The following is a 20385-nucleotide window of genomic DNA, read 5'->3' on the forward strand; positions in this document are numbered from 1 at the left end:
TTATCTCACCGCGTCGCTAGGAGTTTGCTTGTATTCCAGCAAGTCTCCTACAGAACACATCAAGCAAGAACAAAGTACATCAACTGTAGAAAGGGTCGTGTTGTAATCAGAGCGCGACCCCAGTGCCTCCAAGGTCGCTTTTGAGAGACCAGAGCGCTCGGCAAGCTGCTGGTAGGTTATTTTCTGACCTGTTTTCTCAGAATAGGCTGCCATGGCAGATCTCAACTTCACCTCGATCACTTGTACCCCCAATACAATTATGTTAGATTTCGTTGATGCAGCCATGATAGGATGTTCATCCTTGGCTCAAAATCCTTCAAGGTAAGGCAATCCCCTCTCATGCTCAAGACAATTAGCCTCTACACTGGGGCCGGTGGCCTAGATCTAGGTCTTGAAGCTGCCGGTTTCGATACCTCTATTGCAGTAGAGTTTGACAAATGGGCTTGCACTACTCTTAGACATAACAGGCCGGACTGGAACGTCATCCATGATGACATTCACCAGGTAAGTAGTGAGCAAATCCGATCGACTGGTGGTTTTTTACTCAATGAACCTGATTTGCTGATAGGCGGCCCTCCCTGCCAGCCTTTCTCGAAAGCTGCGTATTGGTCGGGGGGTGATACTAAGCGCCTTGATGATCCGCGTGCAGATACGCTTACCGCCTACCTTCGGGTTTTGAGAGACTTAAAGCCAAAGGCGTTTCTCATGGAAAACGTCTTTGGAATTACTTACAAAGGCAAAGACGAAGCTATTTCCCTACTAAAAAACATTATAGAAAAAATAAACGCAGAGGAAGGAACCAAGTACAACTTTAACTTAGGTGTTATAAACGCTGCGGACTACGGCGTCCCACAAGTTCGGGAACGTGTGTTCATAATAGGTTCCCGAGAAGGGCACTCTTTTAATTTTCCCGCCCCGACACATAGAAACCCTGAGTCTCCCGATCTTGATCTTTTCCCTAGGGAAAGCTGGCGTACTGCATGGGACGCTATTGGAGACTTAGATCACTTACATCACCCTGAGTTAGCTGCAACGGGAAAGTGGGGTGATCTATTATCTAGTATCCCCGAAGGCAAAAATTATCTTCACCACACTAACAGAGGTGAGGGATTACCGTTATTTGGTTGGAGAACCCGATATTGGAGCTTCTTGTTGAAGCTGGCGAAAGACAAACCTTCTTGGACAATCCAAGCTCAACCAGGAAGTGCTATCGGACCATTCCATTGGAAAAATAGACGCCTTTCGTCCCGCGAAATGTGCAGATTGCAAACATTCCCGGATGACTACGATATCTTAGGTGGAAGAACAGAAGTACAGCGTCAGCTAGGCAACGCTGTTCCAAGTTTAATAGGAGAGATCCTCGGACGTGAAATCCGGCGTCAATTCTTTCAGCAGCCGACGGTCACGCCACCGAAGCTACTAAGAAGCGTCAATCGAAAACGTTTCGCCGAACATCCGACGGAACCGGTTGCACGAAAGTATCTCGATCTGATCGGAGAGTATCAAGATCATCCCGGAACGGGTAAAGGACCGATGTCGATGCTAGCAGAGACTGTCTGATACCCCCACGAGCCCCAAAACGTCTCTCCGCCGCGGGGCTTTACGGGCTGCTAGCCAGGGTCAGTGCCAATGTCTCGCGCACACGGTTAGCTTTCAATTGGCTCGTTGCCGAACGGTCCACCCGGCCGGGAAGCGGATGCTGGCGGGTTTTCTACCAACGCCTGTGTACGTGAACGACAGCAGGCGTAGAGGGATCAAGAGCTGAGTGGATATACGCTCCTCGAAATCGTCCCTACCTTGAGTGCGAAATCGAGTTGGCACCTCGTAGTCGGGGCCTTCCGAGTCGTCATCTGGGCGCAACACATCTTCCGATGCAATGCAGATTTGTACGGCATCTGGTTCGGCGCGCGCCTTTGATAGATTCAAAACTATATCGACGGCCACCGGACTTGTCTTACCAGGGAGGGCATAGAAACGGTTCGAATAAGGCAGCAAGCACTCCGCGATAAAGTCAAAGCTGGACGACACCGCCACATGCTTCTGCAATGCGAACACTTTATTGAAATACCGAGCTTTGAAATCGTCTCGAATTTTCCCATCACTATCGAAGAAAATTTCAAAAAGCATTCCATCGAGTAAGGCTTTCCGCTTTTCGGGTTTCAATCCTTTAGTTTTCGCCATGAAATCGTTAACGAAGCCCATGGCCCCGTTGGCATTGCCAGAAGCGGCCTGATAGATATTGCGCCCAATTACAAATAGGTTGTCCTTACTGAAGTTGGTGGCGACCGCTGTACCGAAGCCGACAAGCGCGCTATTTTGCACATCCCAGGTGAGAACCTTCAGGTTGCGGATGATTTCATGCGAGGCTAGCGTGTCGTCCAACTCCAACAATCCATCCCGCAGGGAGGTTGGCTTGTAAGCGTCAATCCGGGCACCGACACTGAGATTGAAGAAAAACTCACCTGCCAATGAAGTGTGCTCCCAGGATATTTGCTTCCCGTTGGTGGCCACACTCAAGGTGTTTCGGACACGCTTGAACATGGCTTCTATGGTGCAGTCGGGAGTGCCAATATGCTCAAGCAGAGCGCTGGTGTAAATCCCATTACGCTTTCCTTTTCCGTCCCTTGCTACTTGGCCTGGAGAGGTTGCGAATGCGATGAGAGTGCCACGTGGAGCGTAGACGGATGCTAGCCCGTTGCCTGCGACAGATCGCTCCCACCTACGTTCCCACGGGTTATTGCGGCAGGCATCGAGGATGACGACACTCGTTGTGGTGTTAGCTTTTTCCAAGCAATCGATTACGAGGTCGAGCTTCATCGCCGAATGTTTCGCATCAAGTTCGGAATCCATTTTGGTATCTACTGCTAGGAGATAGTTTGCTCCTTCGATCTGGATACCGTGGCCGGCAAAGAAAAATAGCCCTACGTCTGCATCATAAAGTTCGGCCCGAAAATCCTTTAAAGCTCGCTCCATTTCAAGGTAAGTGCCATCCACACACTGATGTACCTCAAAGTTAAACTTCCGGAGAGCCGTAGCCATGTCCCGAGCGTCGTTGCCAGGATTGTCTAAGGGTTTTTCAAGATAAGCGGCATTACCGATGACAAGAGCTACATTTTTCATATTGGCAGTTCAGTCTCTGTGAAGACGTGGCGAATGGCTATTCGCCATTAGAGTCGCTTTCACGACTGCAATCAATATATGGATCAAAAGGTATGGTCTGCCAAAAATTTGATAGACAGTCCGTCATTGGCCATTCGTTGGTCATCACACGATGATCAGGACCAACGCAAAAGGCTGTTCAGTGAGAATACGATTACGCGTCTTACAGCTTGCGGGGAACATCCTGATTGACCTCTTCATATGCTGAAATCCAATTCCTGCGCGTCAAAGATCTATGCTCTAAATCAGACCACGCCAAACCGTCACGCCCTCCTTGAACTCAGTCGAAAAAAGTACCGCCATTCTCGATCACTTGCTGAACTCAATTTACGCATTCACCACGTCAAGGCTGTGCGTCTTTCACCTTTGAAAAATTAGCCATCAAGCCTGCCAAAACCACCATCCTCAAAAGTTGAGTTACTATCCATATATCGAGAATCGACGAAGGGAACGGAGATGAAGTGGCGATCACGGACACTCGAAGAAATCGCAGATATGATCTGCGGCAATGGCGACAACGCTCCGTTTAAATATCGAAGCAGCAGCCACATCACGAGATTTTTTCGAGATGTCGATACCGATTACGTTCATGACGGTTCCACTCGCAATTACTGGGTAGCGGGTGTGCTACAAGAGCTATTGGAAATGCCCCATGCAAACGCTCAAACGCCGTCGAATGTCTTTTGCCAAGTCATTAGCACGCTAATGGACCCTGCTGATGCCTTCAACGAGGATTCAAAACGCGAGGGCGCCTTAAAATTGCTAAATGCTACTTTGAAGCGTGAGGGTTTTGAGAGCTTTTACGCTGAGGATGGTCAGTGCTACCTACGCCATATCGGCACGAGCACCATTGCCTCTCCCTATGCCAATCCTCACCGGCCATGGTCCAAAATTGAAGTTGAACGCCGCGACCAGCTAACAGCCTTTCTCGAAAAAAGTTCGGAAGATGATCTTATAGAAGAACTTCTACTTCCTCTTTTTCGACAGCTTGGTTTTCATCGAATCACAGCAGCAGGACACAAAGACAAGGCCTTGGAATACGGCAAAGACATCTGGATGAAATACACCCTACCTACCCTTCATGTTCTTTACTTCGGTATCCAAGTTAAGAAAGGCAAGCTTGACTCATCCGGAGTCACCAAAGGCTCGCAAGCTAACGTGGCGGAGATCCACAACCAGGTAACAATGATGCTGGGGCACGAAATTTTTGATCCAGAACTGAACCGACGCGTCCTGGTCGACCACGCCTTCATTGTTGCTGGAGGAGAAATAACCAAAGCAGCTCGTAACTGGATCGGAAACAAGCTTGATCAAGCTAAGCGCAGTCAGATCCTATTTATGGACCGAGAGGATATCGTGAATCTGTACGTTGTTTCGAGCCTCGCCGTACCGACAGGTAAAACAGAACCGGATAGTGGTTTCGACGAGACTATTCCGTTCTAAACCCTGCACCCTGCCCCCATCAAAACCGATAGTCGGTGGATTGAGAAATGTCTGAACCTGTCATGCTCCTAGCTGAATCATTCTGGGAAGAGATGGCCTTTGAAGGCTCTGGACCTGCTCTCTGGAAGTCGATAAACGATGGGCTATCAAACGTTTTCTTCTCCCGTTTGGCGCTCCTCCTAGACATGCAGGAGATTGAGTTAGCCGAATTGTTGGCGATCAAAGTCAGTACCCGCCGCCGATGGAGCAAAGCAGGAAAACTGAGCTGCGCTGAAAGCGATCTTTTATACGGGGTATCTGAAGTATTTCGCGATTTGTTAAGCCTCTATGAGGGGGATGTGAATGCGGCACTAAGGTGGCTGGACACACCCGCGAGGGCGCTTAATCACATCCCGCCTGCCTCATTTTTTACGAACCACGTGGGCATTAAACTACTTAAAATCCATATTTGGCGGATTGAGCACGGAGTCGCAGGATGAGCGCCTGGGAGCAGAAACCACTGCGAATTCCTTCAAGTGTCGGGCATAAAATCCGTCTCAATAATCGCTTGCCCAGCAAGGCCATTACTCCTTAGCGAGGTCCCTTTCCAAAATCGCGAGCATATCGCTCAAGCTCTCAATTTCGTCCTTTTGCATGTAGCAACTCATCACCAAGCTAACGGGATGTATCCCTAGCACCGACGCTAACCCATCAATTTTCTCAAGCGTTGGGGATTTTTTCCCATGCTCAAGCATGCTCACGTACTCCCTGCTCATGACCGCCGCGAAGTGGTCTTGTGTCTTCCCCTTGCGCTTGCGCAGCTCGCGAAGCGCTTGGGCGAACGCCGCGTTTAGCTCCATTAGATCAACCCTTCGAAAAGGAATGATCAAGCCCGGTTGAGATCTGCAATTCTATGAACTATAGTTCACATCCGCGTTTTTCAGGTCAAATAATATGTTTGAAACCTACGAGGCCGCACGATTGCCTCAATCTCCATTTTTCCAGCGTGACACGTGCAGCTGGGCGTTCGTCTCGCTCGCAGCTAACGAAAGATGGTTTTACGTGACTCATGAGTGCCTTGAGGTTGGTGAGTCCGAAAGCTCTTGGCAGCAACAGTATTTGATCCCGTCCATGCCATATCTTTTGGGACTTATCCGAACAGACACAGCAGTCGCCTATGTCCGATCCATACAGCTCGTATCACCTGCCTGGTTAAACGGAGGTGATGATTGGAAAATGCAACCAGTCCGAAAAATCATCACAGTTCCTACAAGAGATGGAAAACAATATTGCTACGAGCTAGAAGACGGTGCGTTCTACCCGACTGAACTCGCGACAACCCCCCCTCAAGAACGAACGATCATATGGACTAGAAAAGGGAAAGTGAGTGAGCCCTCACCTTGATATAAAGCTTTATCAAGAAAATCTTGAATTATTCTCCGATACGTCTGCTCCCAAAGGTAAGGATGTTGGGATTTGAATGTAATGATGGAAGGTTTAATCTGCTCTATCATACGCCCGTTTTACTTTCAGAGCGCAATATGAACACTCTTACACATGACGTAATTACAATTGACGAGGCAAAAGAAAAGCATGATGGCTTGCGGATTTATCATCATGAAGGCGATGACTATGCACAGGGCGTAATCAATTTAGCAGAGGCTTTGCCCAGAAACTTATGTGTGATATGTGGAAAAGCTTTATGAATAACAATCCATATTACAACCTATCTCGGCGTGATGAGTATAAACGCATATGAAGTATGTACCTGTTAATAGCCCCAACCTTATAGAGTTACTACACAAAGAGTTTTGCAATGATAAAAAAGAAGGATTGATTGATCTTGATCTAGTTAGAAATCATGTCTCATCACCTCGGTTCGGCGATACATATGTTCGCGAGATGGTGATTGGAAACTTACTATTCGTCGGCGATAGTTTTCTTGATCAAAGAACGAGGCTGGCGGACAACAGACAAAAAACCTTTGGCATATCTCAAAAAATGTTCAGCTTGGTCAAACCGGAAATTGACGAAATCGAAAGCTATGAGCCAATGGACTCAAGCATATCAATCCTTCAAGTATGGACGGTGGACCCATCAACCTTAAATGAGCATCAATTAAGACTAGCTGTGAGCCTTTCTTATACCGCAAAAGAGCTACGAGCTGAATCCAGAATAGTTGGAGCGCTGAACCACATACTTGAGGATATAGGATTTTACCTAGATGGAGACCGCTATTAATCACAGGTAGTAATTCCAAGATAGCCCCTTGAAATTAAAAGTGACACAACTTAGTTTTGCTCCCTCTGAATGAAATTATTGAACAGTGGGACACACCAACAAAAACAAAGAACGGCAAGTCTAACTATAACATGCTGCCCCCTCGTTGAAATTATACTCGTCCTGACGGTGGAACCGGCTTATCAAAGCGAGCCAATATTCGATCAACCGATGACTTTGAAACATCTTTCGTACTACGAGGCTTTGGTTTGTCGAAGAGCGACATATTTTGCCCATCAAGTCGGATATGGTATGCGATTCTTTGCCAACGAATCATCCAACCCGCCTCTTGTCTTTTATAACTCTCGACTTCATGACGTAAAATATTGACCTCGATCAGTAGCTCTTCATATCGCTCCCTACTACCCTGTAGCCCACCGGCTAATTTCGCTTTCGCATATAAATAAGCGGCTTTTATCTCTGGATGAGCTTGGAGAGCCTGTCGAGTAAAAAAATACTGAGCCTCCAACTTACGCCAAGTTATACTCTCACCATAATCACCCTTGGCCCATTTATTATTCAGGTCTCGGATGATACTACTGATATCCGACATCTGCATCCTACGACTTTTCTTCATAGAAATCCAAATCCACGCTACAATGGTCAGTTAATGCGTTTTCTTGCAATGAATCGATTTCAGCTTGAGTAACCCCACACTTGAGCAATCTTTGAGTTAAGTATTTAACTGCTTTTGATTGTGCCTCAACCCAGCTTACACTCGCACGAGGATAATCAGAGTCCATAATAATGGCCACCGTCTTCAAATTTCTGAAAACGATACGAAGTTGCTCCTTTGCAGCATCAGTTTGATTCTGATTAGAAACATCATAAACCAACTCTGAGCAATCATTTTGGCATTGAGCTGCTTTAGGGCAAGGACTTCGTGTCAATGGATGCATACACCATCCTAAGCCTATATCATGAACGCCATACATTCGGGCATCAATAAGTGCTCTCTGACGATCTGAAGGTTGATTTACTATAAGGTCAGCAAGATATCCACCGCCGTTCCCACTTAACAGTATATTCTTAAGATTTAAAGCTTTCTGTTCGAGAGTCGTGTGTTGGTAGGATTGGTTTTGTGACAACAATCCTCGACCGAACCATTCAGCCTGAGCCATTTCGGAAAGTCCGCCATCATCTAGCAAAGTATTAATCGTGTGTCTAAAACTATGACTCGTAAAGTTCACAGTCAGCTCTTCCGGTAAAAACTCTTTGGACAATGCTGGTAGATAGCGCAAAAATGTGGAGAGCATCGAGTGAGTACATTCAGTCGCCACCCACGGACAATAGCTTCCGGAAGAAGACCCCATAGGCCGTAACAAGAGTAGGTCAGGCAGAAAATACTTTGTACCGTGTTGATCAGTCATTTTTACCGCTGCCGCAGAAGCATGATAATCTTCATTGCAACGAGCTACTAAAGCCTCTTTAAATACGTAGTTAGCTCGCCCACGGCCATTTATCGCAACGTCTTGATGGCACCATCCGTTCTTGCTCAACCAATGCTGCTTATCGAGCCAGGTTGAGGGAAGGCCCAAAGAATTTAGGTCCCTGGAATAAATTCTTTGATCAGAACAAATATCATCCATAAAACGAGTATCCGACTCTCCATTCTCTACCATATATTCTGCTACTCGGCGACATTCAGCACTTATGTCATTCATCTCATTCACAATTTCCGTCACAACTTTGACTACTCCTGTACTTAGCCACAACGCCCGCCGCGAAATAAATTTTGCTCCTCTCGATTGTTTTTTTGGAAAGTAATAGAGGCTACACCTGCCAGATTCACGGCATTTCACCCGCTGCAAAGGCATATATGCAACTTCACTAAAACGACGTCCCAACAAACAAAGAAACGACAGCATCAGCACATACAAACGATACTTATGATCTCGCGGGACAACCCGATAAAGTTCACCGATCAGACCGATTGTTTTCGGATCAACCATTTTACTATCGTCATGAAACCCTGCTTCAGACTCATCTAGTCGTTTATGCTGAAGACCACCAACTGATGGGGGCCGCACCATACGACTATAAGAGTATGTAGAAAGAGTTTTATGAAAAACCCCACGTAATGCACCCTGATTAACAAACTCATTAGCGGCGCGCAATCGCCCATAACGAGTATTAGCGGATTTGTGAAAATAAGACTCGATACTACGACAAGCACGATCAATTAGCTGTTCAGATACTTGATATGGCTCCAATCCGTTTTTTTGAGTTTCAATCGCTACAAATGCAGCACTGTGTATAAAACTGCGCAAATTGCTTAGCGCCTGTTGGCTTTGAGAGAAACGGAGTACCACTATGCACTGGATCAGTAGTCGCCACTTTGGCTCTAAAGTCCGCTCAGCTAACAGTGGAGGTGCTTGAAAGCTAAGCGTCACAGCGCCACGTCTCTTACCCGACTGGGAGGTCAGAGGGCCATCGTAAATCGTCCACATCTCGGCCCCCCATTCCACATGGGCCATTTCTGGGGGTAGTGCGGCCTCGGCTAACTGAAAAATCGTTTCAAAGTTAACATCCGGAGATGAGTCGAGCACAGGGGCTAACCGTGAACCTTTTTTAGATGTGCGTGGTCGCATCAGTTAACTCGCATTTATATATAACTTCGTTAATGGCTTGTATCAAGTGATCGAACTGAAATCCCACCGATCTATATCGCTCACGATGATGATCTCGGTCTAATATAAGCTGGTCACGTATCGCCCGGTGATTAGCAAATCGGTAGGCTTTGAACAGTGGGCAAAGGTAGCAAGAAAAAGGAGGATCGAGCCCACAAAGGGATTGGCTTCCGCAACGACCTAGCTCCTCCTGAGTCCCTTCACGAATGTAATCTATTTGATCTGGTACAGGAGAACTCCAACGCTGCATGTCTGTAGCAATTATTTCCCCCTTAAACAAACCCGTTAGATTTGAGTATCCTCCCTTAGCTGCGTTATCCAGCATATCAACCAACATTTCTTTTAACGCGAAGTAAACACCAACATTTTGAGTGTCGGAATGATCAAGGGCAATAGCTAAGCCACGCTTACTAATCCCATTCATCACCAAGGAAGTGGCGAATGTATATCTAAGTCTTCTTGCATTTAATTGCAGCTTATTACCCGTAATAGGTGACAGAATCTTCATTCTTGAAACGAAGGCTTTGAGTAGATAAGAAATATCACAAGAGCAAAGATTATAAATATCGGCGAAATTTTTCGTTTTCAACGCCATTGGGTTAGGAGTCTTTGATACGAAAAGGCGCCTTTCTAACTTATAGGTCTTCCCACCATCAACCCATTCAGCTTTGGTTTCTTGATTTTTTTCAATCAATGAAACTACGTGTTTAGCCACGTCCGTGCTCATACCTACCGTGCGCATGTTTTCACGGGGATGCATGAAACCTTTTTTTATCCGAGGCAAGTTAATCTGATAAGTGCTGGAGTCTGCATCAGGCGTCAGGTCAAGAACATCCTCCTCATTACAATAGGTCAAAACTCTAGGATTAGGTCCAAACGCTATGCACAAAGCAACAGCTGCGCGCTGCTGATGATGCTCAAGCTCCTGCCCGCAATCCAGCTCCAATGCCTGAGTAAGTCTAGGTAATTCAAGCAACAAGTGTAGAGGACCAAGTGCGATGTCTTCCGTACGGACGGCCTCCCCTTTTGGACCACCAGGAATAGTCATTTCGTCTAGTACAAAACCATACTGCTCTGAGAAACAAAGATCCGGGTATTCCATTGCCCCCCAAATATAGAACTGAACAGGACGATAGATCTTGTGAAGCGCCCTCCCTTCACTCAGTTCAGATATATTTTTTTTGAAGATGTTAACTAATTCTTCACCCGCCTCCTTCAATGAACTATCGAAAGAAATCAATTTCAGATACTTCTGTAATTCGTAGAAGCTCGACATTACCGAAGGAAGCCCAATAACAGGTAGCTGTTCGCCCAGGTATAGTTTTGCTAAGTGCCGCATACCATGGTGAGATATTACGGAAAAGTCCATCGACATAAATGCGCTACTAGAGTAAGGTAGATCCCAAACATCACCATTAGTGTTTACCTCCAAGCCCTCCCGACAAAGTATCATGCTCGGTATCTTCGGAAAGTAAAACTCGACTTCGCTAAAACTTAACTGCGCCCTCCCCATTAATTACCCCCTCTAAAAATCCCTTGGTGACGGCGACTTGCCTCTTCAAAATCTTTCAGAAATGCCGCATCCAAATATGCGTCCTGTGAAGAGAGAGACGAATCCCCCCTGGCGAACGCTAGTAGCTTTCTACGTCGTTCCTCCTCAACTCCTAGAGCCCGCATTTCATTCTCCATATTGGTGGAAAACGAATGCCGTAAACAACTGGCATTCAAATCTGATCTGAAAATGCTTTTGTAGCGCGTCCGAACAACTTGGAATAACTTTGTGATCATTGAATGACTTAGTGGCTTTCCATCCTGGCTGATAATTAGATACTCGTGACATTCTTTATTAGCCTCAAGCACTTCACTACGCATTTTCACATACTCGGCCAAATGGCGAGCCAATCGGTAGTCGTAAATTGCTAGTGGTCTTCCCGATCGTTTTATAGCCGGTCGAGGCAACCGGGTATCCAATGGATCTGGAGGTCGACGAAAAACATTTAGCTGCGACGAGGAGCTTAGAATCAGGTCCGCATCTCTCAAACTTAGTAACTCACCAGGTCTCAACCCAAAACACAGCATAATAGAAACGGAGATGTAGTTTCTAAAGCGAACAAATCTACTACGACTGAAAACCTCGTCTTGATCCAAGACAACCTCTAGCAGTTTTTCTGCCTCTTTTTCAGTTAACGCAGCATCTTTACGCTTGTTCGAAGCACCACTTCTCATCTGTTTATCGAGCCAGCCAATAACAGTGTCGCGTATTTCATTAACTTTTTTCCAAGCAATTGGATCATTACGTCGTTCATCTAGCGACTGATCGAACTGGTCAGAGAAAAAAGACCGCACAGTTAACAAGCGACTACGATAAGTATTGGTACTAACAGCCTTTTGCGAATCTTTGTAACTCTTTAACTCGACAACCCCCGCCGACACCACATTTCTATACTTACGCTGCAACCCATTAACTAAAGATGTTGTAAACATCGTCATACTAGGTCGCTCACGCCCCTCGAACATTGCATCTAAATCAATTCGATACTTTTGAACCCAGCGATATAAAGCCATAAGTTCACGAGCATTACGCATTCGAGTATTAGACGCTAATGTATGACGCGACAACAAATACTCACTCGCACTTACAATCGGCAAGCCTTCGTCATCAAGAATCATAGGAAACTGTTCGCCGGTAGGATGTGTCAGCAGTACGGCACGCATGGACTTCACTCAATTGGGTTAGTTAATTTCTAACACCGATCCAAGCGTCATGAAACTTAAAATATTCACATATCTAAAATTAGCCTCTATAGCTTTTCGCACAAGTGTAAACAACTTGTTCCTGGTTTTACGATGAACAAAAGGATTTTTGGGTTTTCTCACAGTTTCCAGAAAGAGACTCATCAAACTCATTCAATTCAATAAATCGATCAGTAGATCATGGATTCGGGGTCGCGATGGTCTAGCCGCAGGCAAGAAGCAATTTCTTTAGGTCTGGGACAGAGATAAGGGACAGAGCGCTGGAGAGAAGGGTGAGGACGAAGAGGATGGGATATGGAGAGAGAGAGTGAAGTGAGGGTTGTAAAGATCGCCTAAACGATTTCTTTACAGCTAATTCCTTAGCTGTAAAGTCTACAAGCCCTCTACTTCGGGGGATTAAGCATCATTTTGCGAGTTTTAACTTTACAAAATGATCAATAGATCGGCTAGAACGGGATATCGTCATCAAAGCTGTCGAAATCCGGAGCCGGCTGCGCAGCTGCCTGCTGTGGAGCCGGAGCCTGACGCGACTGCTGCGGTGCCGACTGCTGCGGACGCGGAGCCTGCTGGCGTGGAGCCGGGGCGGACTGCTGATAGTTATTGCCCCCGCCTTGTTGGTCGCCCTGCTGTGGACGGCCGCCGAGCAGTTGCATGGTGCCTTGCATGTCGACCACAATTTCAGTGGTGTAACGCTTGATACCGTCTTTTTCCCACTCGCGGGTCTGCAGCTTGCCTTCGATGTAGACCTGAGAACCTTTACGCAGGTATTCACCGGCAATCTCGGCCACTTTGCCGAACATCGAAACACGGTGCCATTCGGTCTTCTCGACCTTCTGACCGGTTTGCTTGTCGGTCCACTGTTCGCTGGTCGCCAGACTCAGGTTGGTCACGGCGTTACCGTTAGGCAAGTAGCGAACCTCGGGATCCTGGCCGCAAGTGCCGACCAATATGACTTTGTTAACCCCACGGGCCATAACGTTCTCCTAGGCTACGCACGCTGCCCCGGCCGGGTTGTTCACCAGGCGCTCAAGGGTGGTGCGATCCAATAGTTCTGTGTCCAATTTGATGTAAATCGCCGCTTCATCAGCAACGACTACCGCATCTGTTACCCCTACGACGGCCTTCAGGCGCTCAACCAGACCCGCTTCGCGGATCGCCTCGGGCGACAACGGCAAGCGCAGGCTCGTGACATAAGGTGGTTCGCGCATGGTAACAGCAAAGACCAGCCAGAGGGCAGCCAGGCCGGCGCATCCGAGGAATACAACCGACAAACCGCCATGCTGGAAAAGCCAACCGCCGAGGATCCCGCCCAGCGCCGAACCGAGGAACTGGCTGGTGGAATAAACCCCCATCGCCGTGCCTTTGCCGCCTGCCGGTGAAACCTTGCTGATCAGCGATGGCAACGAAGCCTCCAGCAGATTGAACGCGGTAAAGAACACCACCGTCCCGATCACCAGAGCCCGCAGGCTATCGCCGAACTGCCAGAAGAATAGCTCAGTGAGCATCAGCGTCAGCACCGCGCCCAATAAAACTCGTTTCATTTTGCGTTTCTTCTCGCCGTAGATAATGAACGGGATCATGGCGAAGAAAGAGATCAGCAGCGCGGTGAGGTAGACCCACCAGTGCTGCTCTTTGGGCAGCCCGGCTTTTTCGACCAGGGCCAGGGGCAAAGCCACGAAGCTCGACATCAACATCGCGTGCAACACAAAAATGCCCAGGTCCAGGCGCAGCAGGTCCGGATGCTTGAGCGTCGGGATCAGCGCCGAACGCGCGACGCCGGATTCACGGTGCTGCAACGGGCCGGTGGAACGCGGCACCATGAACATCACAATCACAATGCCGAACAGCGCCATGCCGCCCGTGGCGAGGAACAACCCGGACAGACCGAAGGCGCGGGTCAGCAACGGTCCTACCACCATGGCGACAGCGAACGACAGACCAATCGTCATGCCGATCATGGCCATGGCTTTGGTCCGATGCTGTTCGCGGGTCAGGTCTGACAGCAACGCCATCACTGCGGCGGAAATCGCCCCGGCGCCTTGCAGGATGCGTCCGGCGATGACGCCCCAGATCGAATCGGCATTGGCTGCCAGCACGCTACCGAGGGCGAAGATGATGAGCCCGAGGTAAATCACCGGACGACGGCCGATGCGGTCGGAAATGAAGCCGAAAGGAATCTGGAAAATTGCCTGGGTCAGGCCGTAAGCGCCAATCGCCAGTCCGATGAGGGCCGGGGTCGCTCCTGCCAGATCCATCCCATAGGTCGCCAGTACCGGCAACACCATGAACATGCCAAGCATACGGAAGGCGAACACCAGGGCCAGACCGCTTGCTGCGCGTGTCTCACTGCCACTCATGCGTTCGCTGTGGGGATCGTGCATGGAAAAACCTCATGTGAACCGGCGGCGATTCTACCAGTCCCATCGATTGACGGGGTATATCGCGACGCTTTGACGCGCTCCGCTGACAGACTCTTCATGTAAGACACAAATCCGCTCGTTTGATAGTGTGCATCCATCCAGTATTTGGCCGTATACTCCTACGTTTTCGACGCCCGCCAAGCGAGGCCACTTTGGACAAGATCCTGATTCGTGGGGCCCGAACCCACAACCTGAAGAACATCGACCTGACCCTGCCACGGGACAAACTGATCGTCATCACCGGCCTGTCCGGATCCGGCAAATCGTCCCTGGCGTTCGACACGCTGTACGCCGAAGGCCAGCGCCGCTACGTCGAATCGCTGTCGGCCTATGCCCGGCAGTTTTTGTCGATGATGGAAAAACCTGACGTCGACACCATCGAAGGTTTGTCTCCAGCCATTTCCATCGAACAGAAGTCGACCTCGCACAACCCGCGTTCGACGGTCGGCACCATCACCGAAATCTACGACTACCTGCGCCTGCTTTACGCACGCGTGGGTATTCCGCGCTGCCCGGATCACGACATACCGCTGGAAGCGCAGACCGTCAGCCAGATGGTCGACCTGGTCCTCGCCCAACCGGAGGGCAGCAAGCTCATGCTGCTGGCCCCGGTGATTCGCGAGCGCAAAGGCGAACACCTGTCGGTCTTCGAAGAACTACGCGCCCAGGGTTTTGTGCGGGCCCGGGTCAACGGCAGGATCTGCGAACTGGATGAGCTGCCGAAGCTGGATAAGCAAAAGAAGCATTCGATTGATGTAATAGTCGACCGCTTCAAGGTCCGCGCCGATCTGCAACAGCGCCTGGCGGAATCCTTCGAGACCGCGCTGAAGCTGGCAGACGGCATTGCACTGGTCGCGCCTATGGACGACGAGCCCGGCGAAGAGATCATCTTCTCTGCGCGCTTCGCCTGCCCGGTTTGCGGCCATGCGATCAGCGAGCTGGAACCCAAGCTGTTCTCCTTCAACAACCCCGCCGGCGCTTGCCCGACCTGCGATGGTCTGGGGGTCAAGCAGTTCTTCGACATCAAGCGCCTGGTGAACGGTGAGCTGACGCTGGCCGAGGGCGCGATTCGCGGTTGGGACAGGCGTAACGTCTATTACTTCCAGATGCTCGGATCGCTGGCCTCGCACTACAAGTTCAGCCTCGAAGTGCCGTTCAACGACCTGCCGGCCGATCAGCAAAAGTTCATCCTGCACGGCAGCGGTTCGCAGAACGTCGACTTCAAATACCTGAACGACCGCGGCGATATCGTCAAACGCTCCCACCCGTTCGAAGGCATCGTGCCGAACCTGGAACGTCGCTACCGCGAAACCGAGTCCGCTTCGGTCCGTGAAGAGCTGGCCAAGTTCCTCAGTACCCAGCATTGCCCGGATTGCCGTGGCACGCGCTTGCGTCGTGAGGCGCGGCACGTCTGGGTGGGTGAGAAGACACTGCCGGCGGTGACCAATCTGCCGATTGGCGATGCATGTGACTATTTCGGCGTGCTGAAACTGACTGGTCGTCGCGGTGAAATCGCCGACAAGATCCTCAAGGAAATTCGCGAGCGCCTGCAGTTCCTGGTCAACGTGGGTCTCGACTATCTATCACTGGACCGCAGTGCCGACACGTTGTCCGGCGGTGAAGCCCAGCGGATTCGCCTGGCCAGTCAGATTGGCGCCGGGCTGGTGGGGGTTCTGTACATCCTCGATGAGCCGTCGATCGGTTTGCATCAACGAGATAACGATCGGTTGCTCGGCACGCTCAAGCACCTGCGCGACATCGGCAACACGGTGATCGTGGTCGAGCATGACGAAGATGCTATTCGCCTGGCCGATTACGTGGTGGATATCGGCCCGGGCGCGGGCGTCCACGGCGGGCATATCGTCGCCGAAGGTACGCCGGCCGAAGTGATGGCGCATCCTGATTCGTTGACCGGCAAGTACCTGTCGGGCCGGGTGAAGATTGCGGTTCCAGCCAAGCGCACACCGCGCAACAAGAAGTTGTCGCTGTCCCTCAAGGGCGCTCGCGGCAACAACTTGCGCAATGTCGACCTGGACATTCCGATTGGTCTGTTGACGTGTGTGACCGGTGTGTCCGGCTCGGGCAAGTCGACGCTGATCAACAACACGCTGTTTCCCTTGAGCGCTACGGCACTCAACGGTGCAACGACGCTTGAGGCGGCCGCTCACGACAGCATCAAGGGTCTGGAGCATCTGGATAAGGTCGTCGATATCGACCAGAGCCCTATCGGCCGAACGCCGCGCTCCAACCCCGCGACCTACACCGGGCTGTTCACGCCGATCCGTGAATTGTTCGCCGGGGTGCCGGAGTCCCGTTCCCGTGGTTATGGCCCGGGACGCTTCTCCTTCAACGTGAAGGGTGGACGCTGCGAAGCGTGTCAGGGCGATGGCCTGATCAAGGTGGAAATGCATTTCCTGCCGGACATCTATGTCCCATGCGACGTCTGCAAGAGCAAGCGCTACAACCGCGAAACCCTTGAGATCAAATACAAGGGCAAGAACATCCACGAAACCCTCGAGATGACCATTGAGGAAGCGCGAGTGTTCTTCGACGCGGTTCCGGCACTGGCGCGCAAGCTTCAGACGTTGATGGATGTAGGTCTGTCCTACATCAAGCTGGGGCAATCGGCGACGACTCTGTCGGGGGGTGAAGCCCAGCGGGTGAAACTGTCCCGCGAGCTGTCCAAGCGCGATACCGGCAAGACCCTGTACATCCTCGATGAGCCGACCACCGGCCTGCACTTCGCGGATATTCAGCAACTGCTGGACGTGCTGCATCGACTGCGTGACCACGGCAATACCGTGGTGGTGATCGAGCACAACCTGGACGTGATCAAGACCGCCGACTGGCTGGTGGACCTGGGGCCGGAAGGCGGCTCCAAGGGTGGACAGATCATTGCTGTCGGTACCCCGGAAGAAGTGTCCGAGATGAAGCAGTCTCACACCGGCTTCTACCTCAAGCCGCTGCTGGCTCGCGACAAGGCCTGAATCACGGCCAAGGAAAAGCCCCTGTCACTTTGTCGGTGACAGGGGCTTTTTTGTATCGGTGCAATCAGGCGTGGGATTGCAGGTAGTTCTCGAGACCGATCAACTTGATCAGACCCATCTGCTTTTCAAGCCAGTAGGTGTGGTCTTCTTCGGTGTCATGCAATTGAACCCGCAGCATCTCGCGGCTGACATAGTCCTTGTGCTGCTCGCAGAGCTTGATGCCTTTGCAAAGCGCGGCTCGGACCTTGTATTCCAGTCGCAGGTCAGCGGCGAGCATGTCAGGCACCGTGGTGCCGACGTCGAGATCGTCCGGACGCATGCGCGGCGTGCCTTCCAGCATCAGGATACGGCGCATCAGTGCATCGGCGTGCCCGGCTTCTTCTTCCATCTCGTGGTTGATTCGTTCGTAGAGCTTGGTGAATCCCCAGTCCTCATACATCCGCGAATGAACGAAATATTGATCACGCGCGGCCAGTTCGCCGGTCAGCAACGTGTTGAGGTAATCGATTACGTCTGGGTGGCCTTGCATCGCCCTACATCTCCCTGCTTGAAAGTCTGTAGTTTGAACCAAGGCGACTATTTGGTCACTTCGTTTGCGCGATAAAAGCGAAGATATTCTGAGAAAAGCAGTTCAAATAACGCAAAAACCGCCCAAATGAGGGCGGTTCTGCTTCTTGTTTAGACTTCGTTAAGCTGTACGTTGAGTGCCTTTGCGATTGCTTCTCCATACGCCGGGTCGGCCTTGAAGAAATGCTGCAACTGGCGATCAACCACATCACTGGAAACACCGGCCATCGCGCCGGCAATGTTGTTGACCAACAACGTTTTCTGCTCGTCACTCATGAGTCGGAACAATGCACCGGCGTGGCTGTAGTAGTCAGTGTCTTCACGATGATCGTAACGATCAGCGGCGCCACTCAATGCCAGGGGTGGCTCAGCGTAACGAGGCGCTTGTTTCGGCGAATCGACGTAGCTGTTTGGCTCATAGTTAGGTGCCGCACCGCCATTGCTGCCAAACGCCATCGAACCATCGCGCTGGTAGCTATTCACCGGACTGCGAGGCGCGTTCACCGGCAGTTGCTGATGGTTGGTGCCAACGCGGTAGCGGTGCGCGTCGGCGTAAGCGAACACGCGGCCCTGAAGCATTCGATCTGGCGACAGACCAACTCCCGGGACCATGTTGCTCGGGCCGAATGCCGCTTGCTCGACTTCGGCAAAGTAGTTCTGCGGATTGCGGTTGAGCTCCAGCTCGCCGACTTCGATCAACGGAAACTCTTTCTGCGACCAGGTTTTGGTCACATCGAACGGGTTTTCATAGTGTGCCGCGGCCTGGGTCTCAGTCATGATCTGGATGCATACACGCCATTTCGGGAAGTCACCACGCTCAATCGCCCCGAACAGGTCGCGCTGCGCGTAATCCGGATCGGTACCGGCCAAGCGTGCCGCTTCTGCGGGCGCCAGGTTTTTGATCCCTTGCTTGGTCTTGTAGTGCCACTTCACCCAGTGCCGCTCGCCATTGGCGTTAATCAAGCTGTAAGTGTGGCTGCCGAAGCCGTGCATGTGACGATAGCCGTCAGGAATGCCGCGATCGGAGAACAGAATGGTGACCTGGTGCAACGCCTCAGGCGAATGCGACCAGAAGTCCCACATCATCTGCGCGCTTTTCAGATTGCTTTGCGGCAGACGCTTTTGGGTGTGGATAAAGTCGGGGAACTTGAGCGGATCACGGATGAAGAACACTGGCGTGTTGTTGCCGACAATGTCCCAATTACCTTCCTCGGTGTAGAACTTCAGGGCAAAGCCACGTGGATCGCGCTCGGTATCGGCCGAACCGCGTTCGCCGCCAACCGTGGAAAAGCGCAGGAACGTCGGAGTTTGCTTGCCGACCGATTCAAACAGTTTGGCGCTGGAGTACTGGGTGATGTCGCGAGTCACGGTAAACGTGCCGTAAGCACCCGAGCCTTTGGCATGTACTCGGCGCTCAGGGATGTTCTCACGGTTGAAGTGGGCAAGCTTCTCGATCAGGTGGAAGTCGTCGAGCAGCAGCGGGCCACGAGGGCCGGCGGAACGGGAATTCTGGTTGTCGGCGACAGGAGCGCCACTGGCGGTGGTCAGCGTTTTATTTTGACTCATGCGATCTCTTCCTCTGTCAGTCTTTAACTGCCGGCTAATCGGCTGAGAGGGAGTATTGATCACGAACGTTACAGCTACAAATTCATTAAGTTGTAGCTATCGATAGAAAATTACTAATTACGTTTTCTGGTTACGCATCGATGGCGATGCTTTTCTAGCGGGCACAAAAAACCGGGCACTTAGGCCCGGTTTTTCGTTTCAGACTGACGTCTTACTCAGCGGATACAGCTTCACCACCGGTAGCACGATCAACCAACTCGACATACGCCATAGGTGCGTTGTCGCCAGTGCGGAAACCGCACTTGAGGATGCGCAGGTAGCCACCCTCACGGGTAGCGTAACGCTTGCCCAGGTCGTTGAAGAGCTTACCAACGATAGCTTTCGAACGAGTACGGTCGAAAGCCAGACGGCGGTTAGCCAGGCTGTCTGTCTTGGCCAAAGTGATCAGCGGCTCAGCAACGCGACGCAGTTCTTAGCTTTCGGCAGTGTAGTTTTGATCAGCTCGTGCTCGAACAGCGACACTGCCATGTTTTGAAACATGGCCTTGCGGTGCGAGCTAGTGCGGCTCAGGTGACGACCACTTTTACGATGACGCATGGT

At 50.7% G+C, this 20385-nt stretch carries 17 protein-coding genes and 1 pseudogene; 6 read left to right on the plus strand and 12 right to left on the minus strand.

Annotated features, from left to right (window positions below; translation table 11 throughout):
* On the minus strand, window positions 1-285 hold the full coding sequence (locus ACIQV9_RS25840) for a helix-turn-helix domain-containing protein (RefSeq protein ID WP_403107525.1): 285 nt from the start codon (window positions 283-285) through the stop codon (window positions 1-3).
* Between the two features lie 54 nt (window positions 286-339).
* On the opposite strand from ACIQV9_RS25840, the gene ACIQV9_RS25845 reads away from it, so the two are divergent.
* The gene (locus ACIQV9_RS25845; RefSeq protein ID WP_403107527.1) at window positions 340-1560 is read left to right on the plus strand and encodes a DNA cytosine methyltransferase; all 1221 of its coding nucleotides are present in this window, start codon (window positions 340-342) and stop codon (window positions 1558-1560) included.
* A 93-nt stretch (window positions 1561-1653) separates the two neighbouring features.
* Here the strand turns inward: ACIQV9_RS25845 and ACIQV9_RS25850 are convergent, their stop codons facing one another.
* Window positions 1654-3120: a caspase domain-containing protein gene (locus tag ACIQV9_RS25850; RefSeq protein ID WP_403107529.1), complete on the minus strand. Its 1467-nt coding sequence runs from the start codon at window positions 3118-3120 to the stop codon at window positions 1654-1656.
* Window positions 3121-3615: 495 nt separating this feature from the next.
* Here ACIQV9_RS25850 and ACIQV9_RS25855 point away from each other — a divergent pair, with 495 nt between their 5' ends.
* Entirely contained in the window at window positions 3616-4602 is a 987-nt protein-coding gene (locus tag ACIQV9_RS25855) for a hypothetical protein (protein WP_403107531.1), read from the plus strand.
* A gap of 47 nt (window positions 4603-4649) precedes the next feature.
* Window positions 4650-5081, plus strand: coding sequence for a hypothetical protein (locus tag ACIQV9_RS25860; protein ID WP_403107533.1), 432 nt, complete (start codon window positions 4650-4652; stop codon window positions 5079-5081).
* Between the two features lie 84 nt (window positions 5082-5165).
* Here ACIQV9_RS25860 and ACIQV9_RS25865 read toward each other — a convergent pair whose 3' ends face one another.
* Entirely contained in the window at window positions 5166-5441 is a 276-nt protein-coding gene (locus ACIQV9_RS25865; RefSeq protein ID WP_403107535.1) for a helix-turn-helix domain-containing protein, read from the minus strand.
* Window positions 5442-6122: 681 nt separating this feature from the next.
* Between ACIQV9_RS25865 and ACIQV9_RS25870 the strand changes: the two genes are divergently transcribed.
* Window positions 6123-6287, plus strand: a complete 165-nt coding sequence (locus ACIQV9_RS25870; protein WP_403107537.1) for a hypothetical protein — start codon at window positions 6123-6125, stop codon at window positions 6285-6287.
* Window positions 6288-6336: 49 nt separating this feature from the next.
* The gene (locus ACIQV9_RS25875) at window positions 6337-6822 is read left to right on the plus strand and encodes a hypothetical protein (protein ID WP_403107539.1); all 486 of its coding nucleotides are present in this window, start codon (window positions 6337-6339) and stop codon (window positions 6820-6822) included.
* Window positions 6823-6973: 151 nt separating this feature from the next.
* Here the strand turns inward: ACIQV9_RS25875 and ACIQV9_RS25880 are convergent, their stop codons facing one another.
* The 6 genes from ACIQV9_RS25880 to ACIQV9_RS25905 all read right to left on the minus strand — a co-directional run bounded on the left by ACIQV9_RS25880 (window position 6974) and on the right by ACIQV9_RS25905 (window position 14626).
* Window positions 6974-7414, minus strand: coding sequence for a protein kinase (locus ACIQV9_RS25880; RefSeq protein WP_403107541.1), 441 nt, complete (start codon window positions 7412-7414; stop codon window positions 6974-6976).
* A gap of 7 nt (window positions 7415-7421) precedes the next feature.
* Window positions 7422-9410, minus strand: a complete 1989-nt coding sequence (locus ACIQV9_RS25885; protein ID WP_403107543.1) for a hypothetical protein — start codon at window positions 9408-9410, stop codon at window positions 7422-7424.
* Between the two features lie 22 nt (window positions 9411-9432).
* Window positions 9433-10866, minus strand: a complete 1434-nt coding sequence (locus ACIQV9_RS25890; RefSeq protein WP_403107545.1) for a hypothetical protein — start codon at window positions 10864-10866, stop codon at window positions 9433-9435.
* A gap of 137 nt (window positions 10867-11003) precedes the next feature.
* Window positions 11004-12206, minus strand: a complete 1203-nt coding sequence (locus tag ACIQV9_RS25895; protein WP_403107547.1) for a tyrosine-type recombinase/integrase — start codon at window positions 12204-12206, stop codon at window positions 11004-11006.
* A 485-nt stretch (window positions 12207-12691) separates the two neighbouring features.
* A complete protein-coding gene (locus ACIQV9_RS25900) occupies window positions 12692-13219 on the minus strand; it encodes a single-stranded DNA-binding protein (protein WP_403107549.1) in 528 nt (175 codons plus the stop codon).
* A gap of 9 nt (window positions 13220-13228) precedes the next feature.
* On the minus strand, window positions 13229-14626 hold the full coding sequence (locus ACIQV9_RS25905; protein WP_403107551.1) for an MFS transporter: 1398 nt from the start codon (window positions 14624-14626) through the stop codon (window positions 13229-13231).
* Window positions 14627-14817: 191 nt separating this feature from the next.
* Here ACIQV9_RS25905 and uvrA point away from each other — a divergent pair, with 191 nt between their 5' ends.
* Entirely contained in the window at window positions 14818-17652 is a 2835-nt protein-coding gene (gene uvrA, locus ACIQV9_RS25910; protein ID WP_403107553.1) for an excinuclease ABC subunit UvrA, read from the plus strand.
* 64 nt (window positions 17653-17716) lie between these two features.
* Here the strand turns inward: uvrA and bfr are convergent, their stop codons facing one another.
* From bfr to rplQ, 3 genes and pseudogenes are all read right to left on the minus strand, one after another.
* A complete protein-coding gene (gene bfr / locus ACIQV9_RS25915) occupies window positions 17717-18181 on the minus strand; it encodes a bacterioferritin (protein WP_007943775.1) in 465 nt (154 codons plus the stop codon).
* Window positions 18182-18330: 149 nt separating this feature from the next.
* A complete protein-coding gene (locus ACIQV9_RS25920; protein ID WP_403107555.1) occupies window positions 18331-19785 on the minus strand; it encodes a catalase in 1455 nt (484 codons plus the stop codon).
* 211 nt (window positions 19786-19996) lie between these two features.
* Window positions 19997-20382, minus strand: a pseudogene (gene rplQ / locus ACIQV9_RS25925) (50S ribosomal protein L17).
* Window positions 20383-20385: the final 3 nt, after the last annotated feature.

This window comes from Pseudomonas sp. NPDC099000 (assembly GCF_044759925.1).
Classification (GTDB): Bacteria; Pseudomonadota; Gammaproteobacteria; order Pseudomonadales; family Pseudomonadaceae; genus Aquipseudomonas.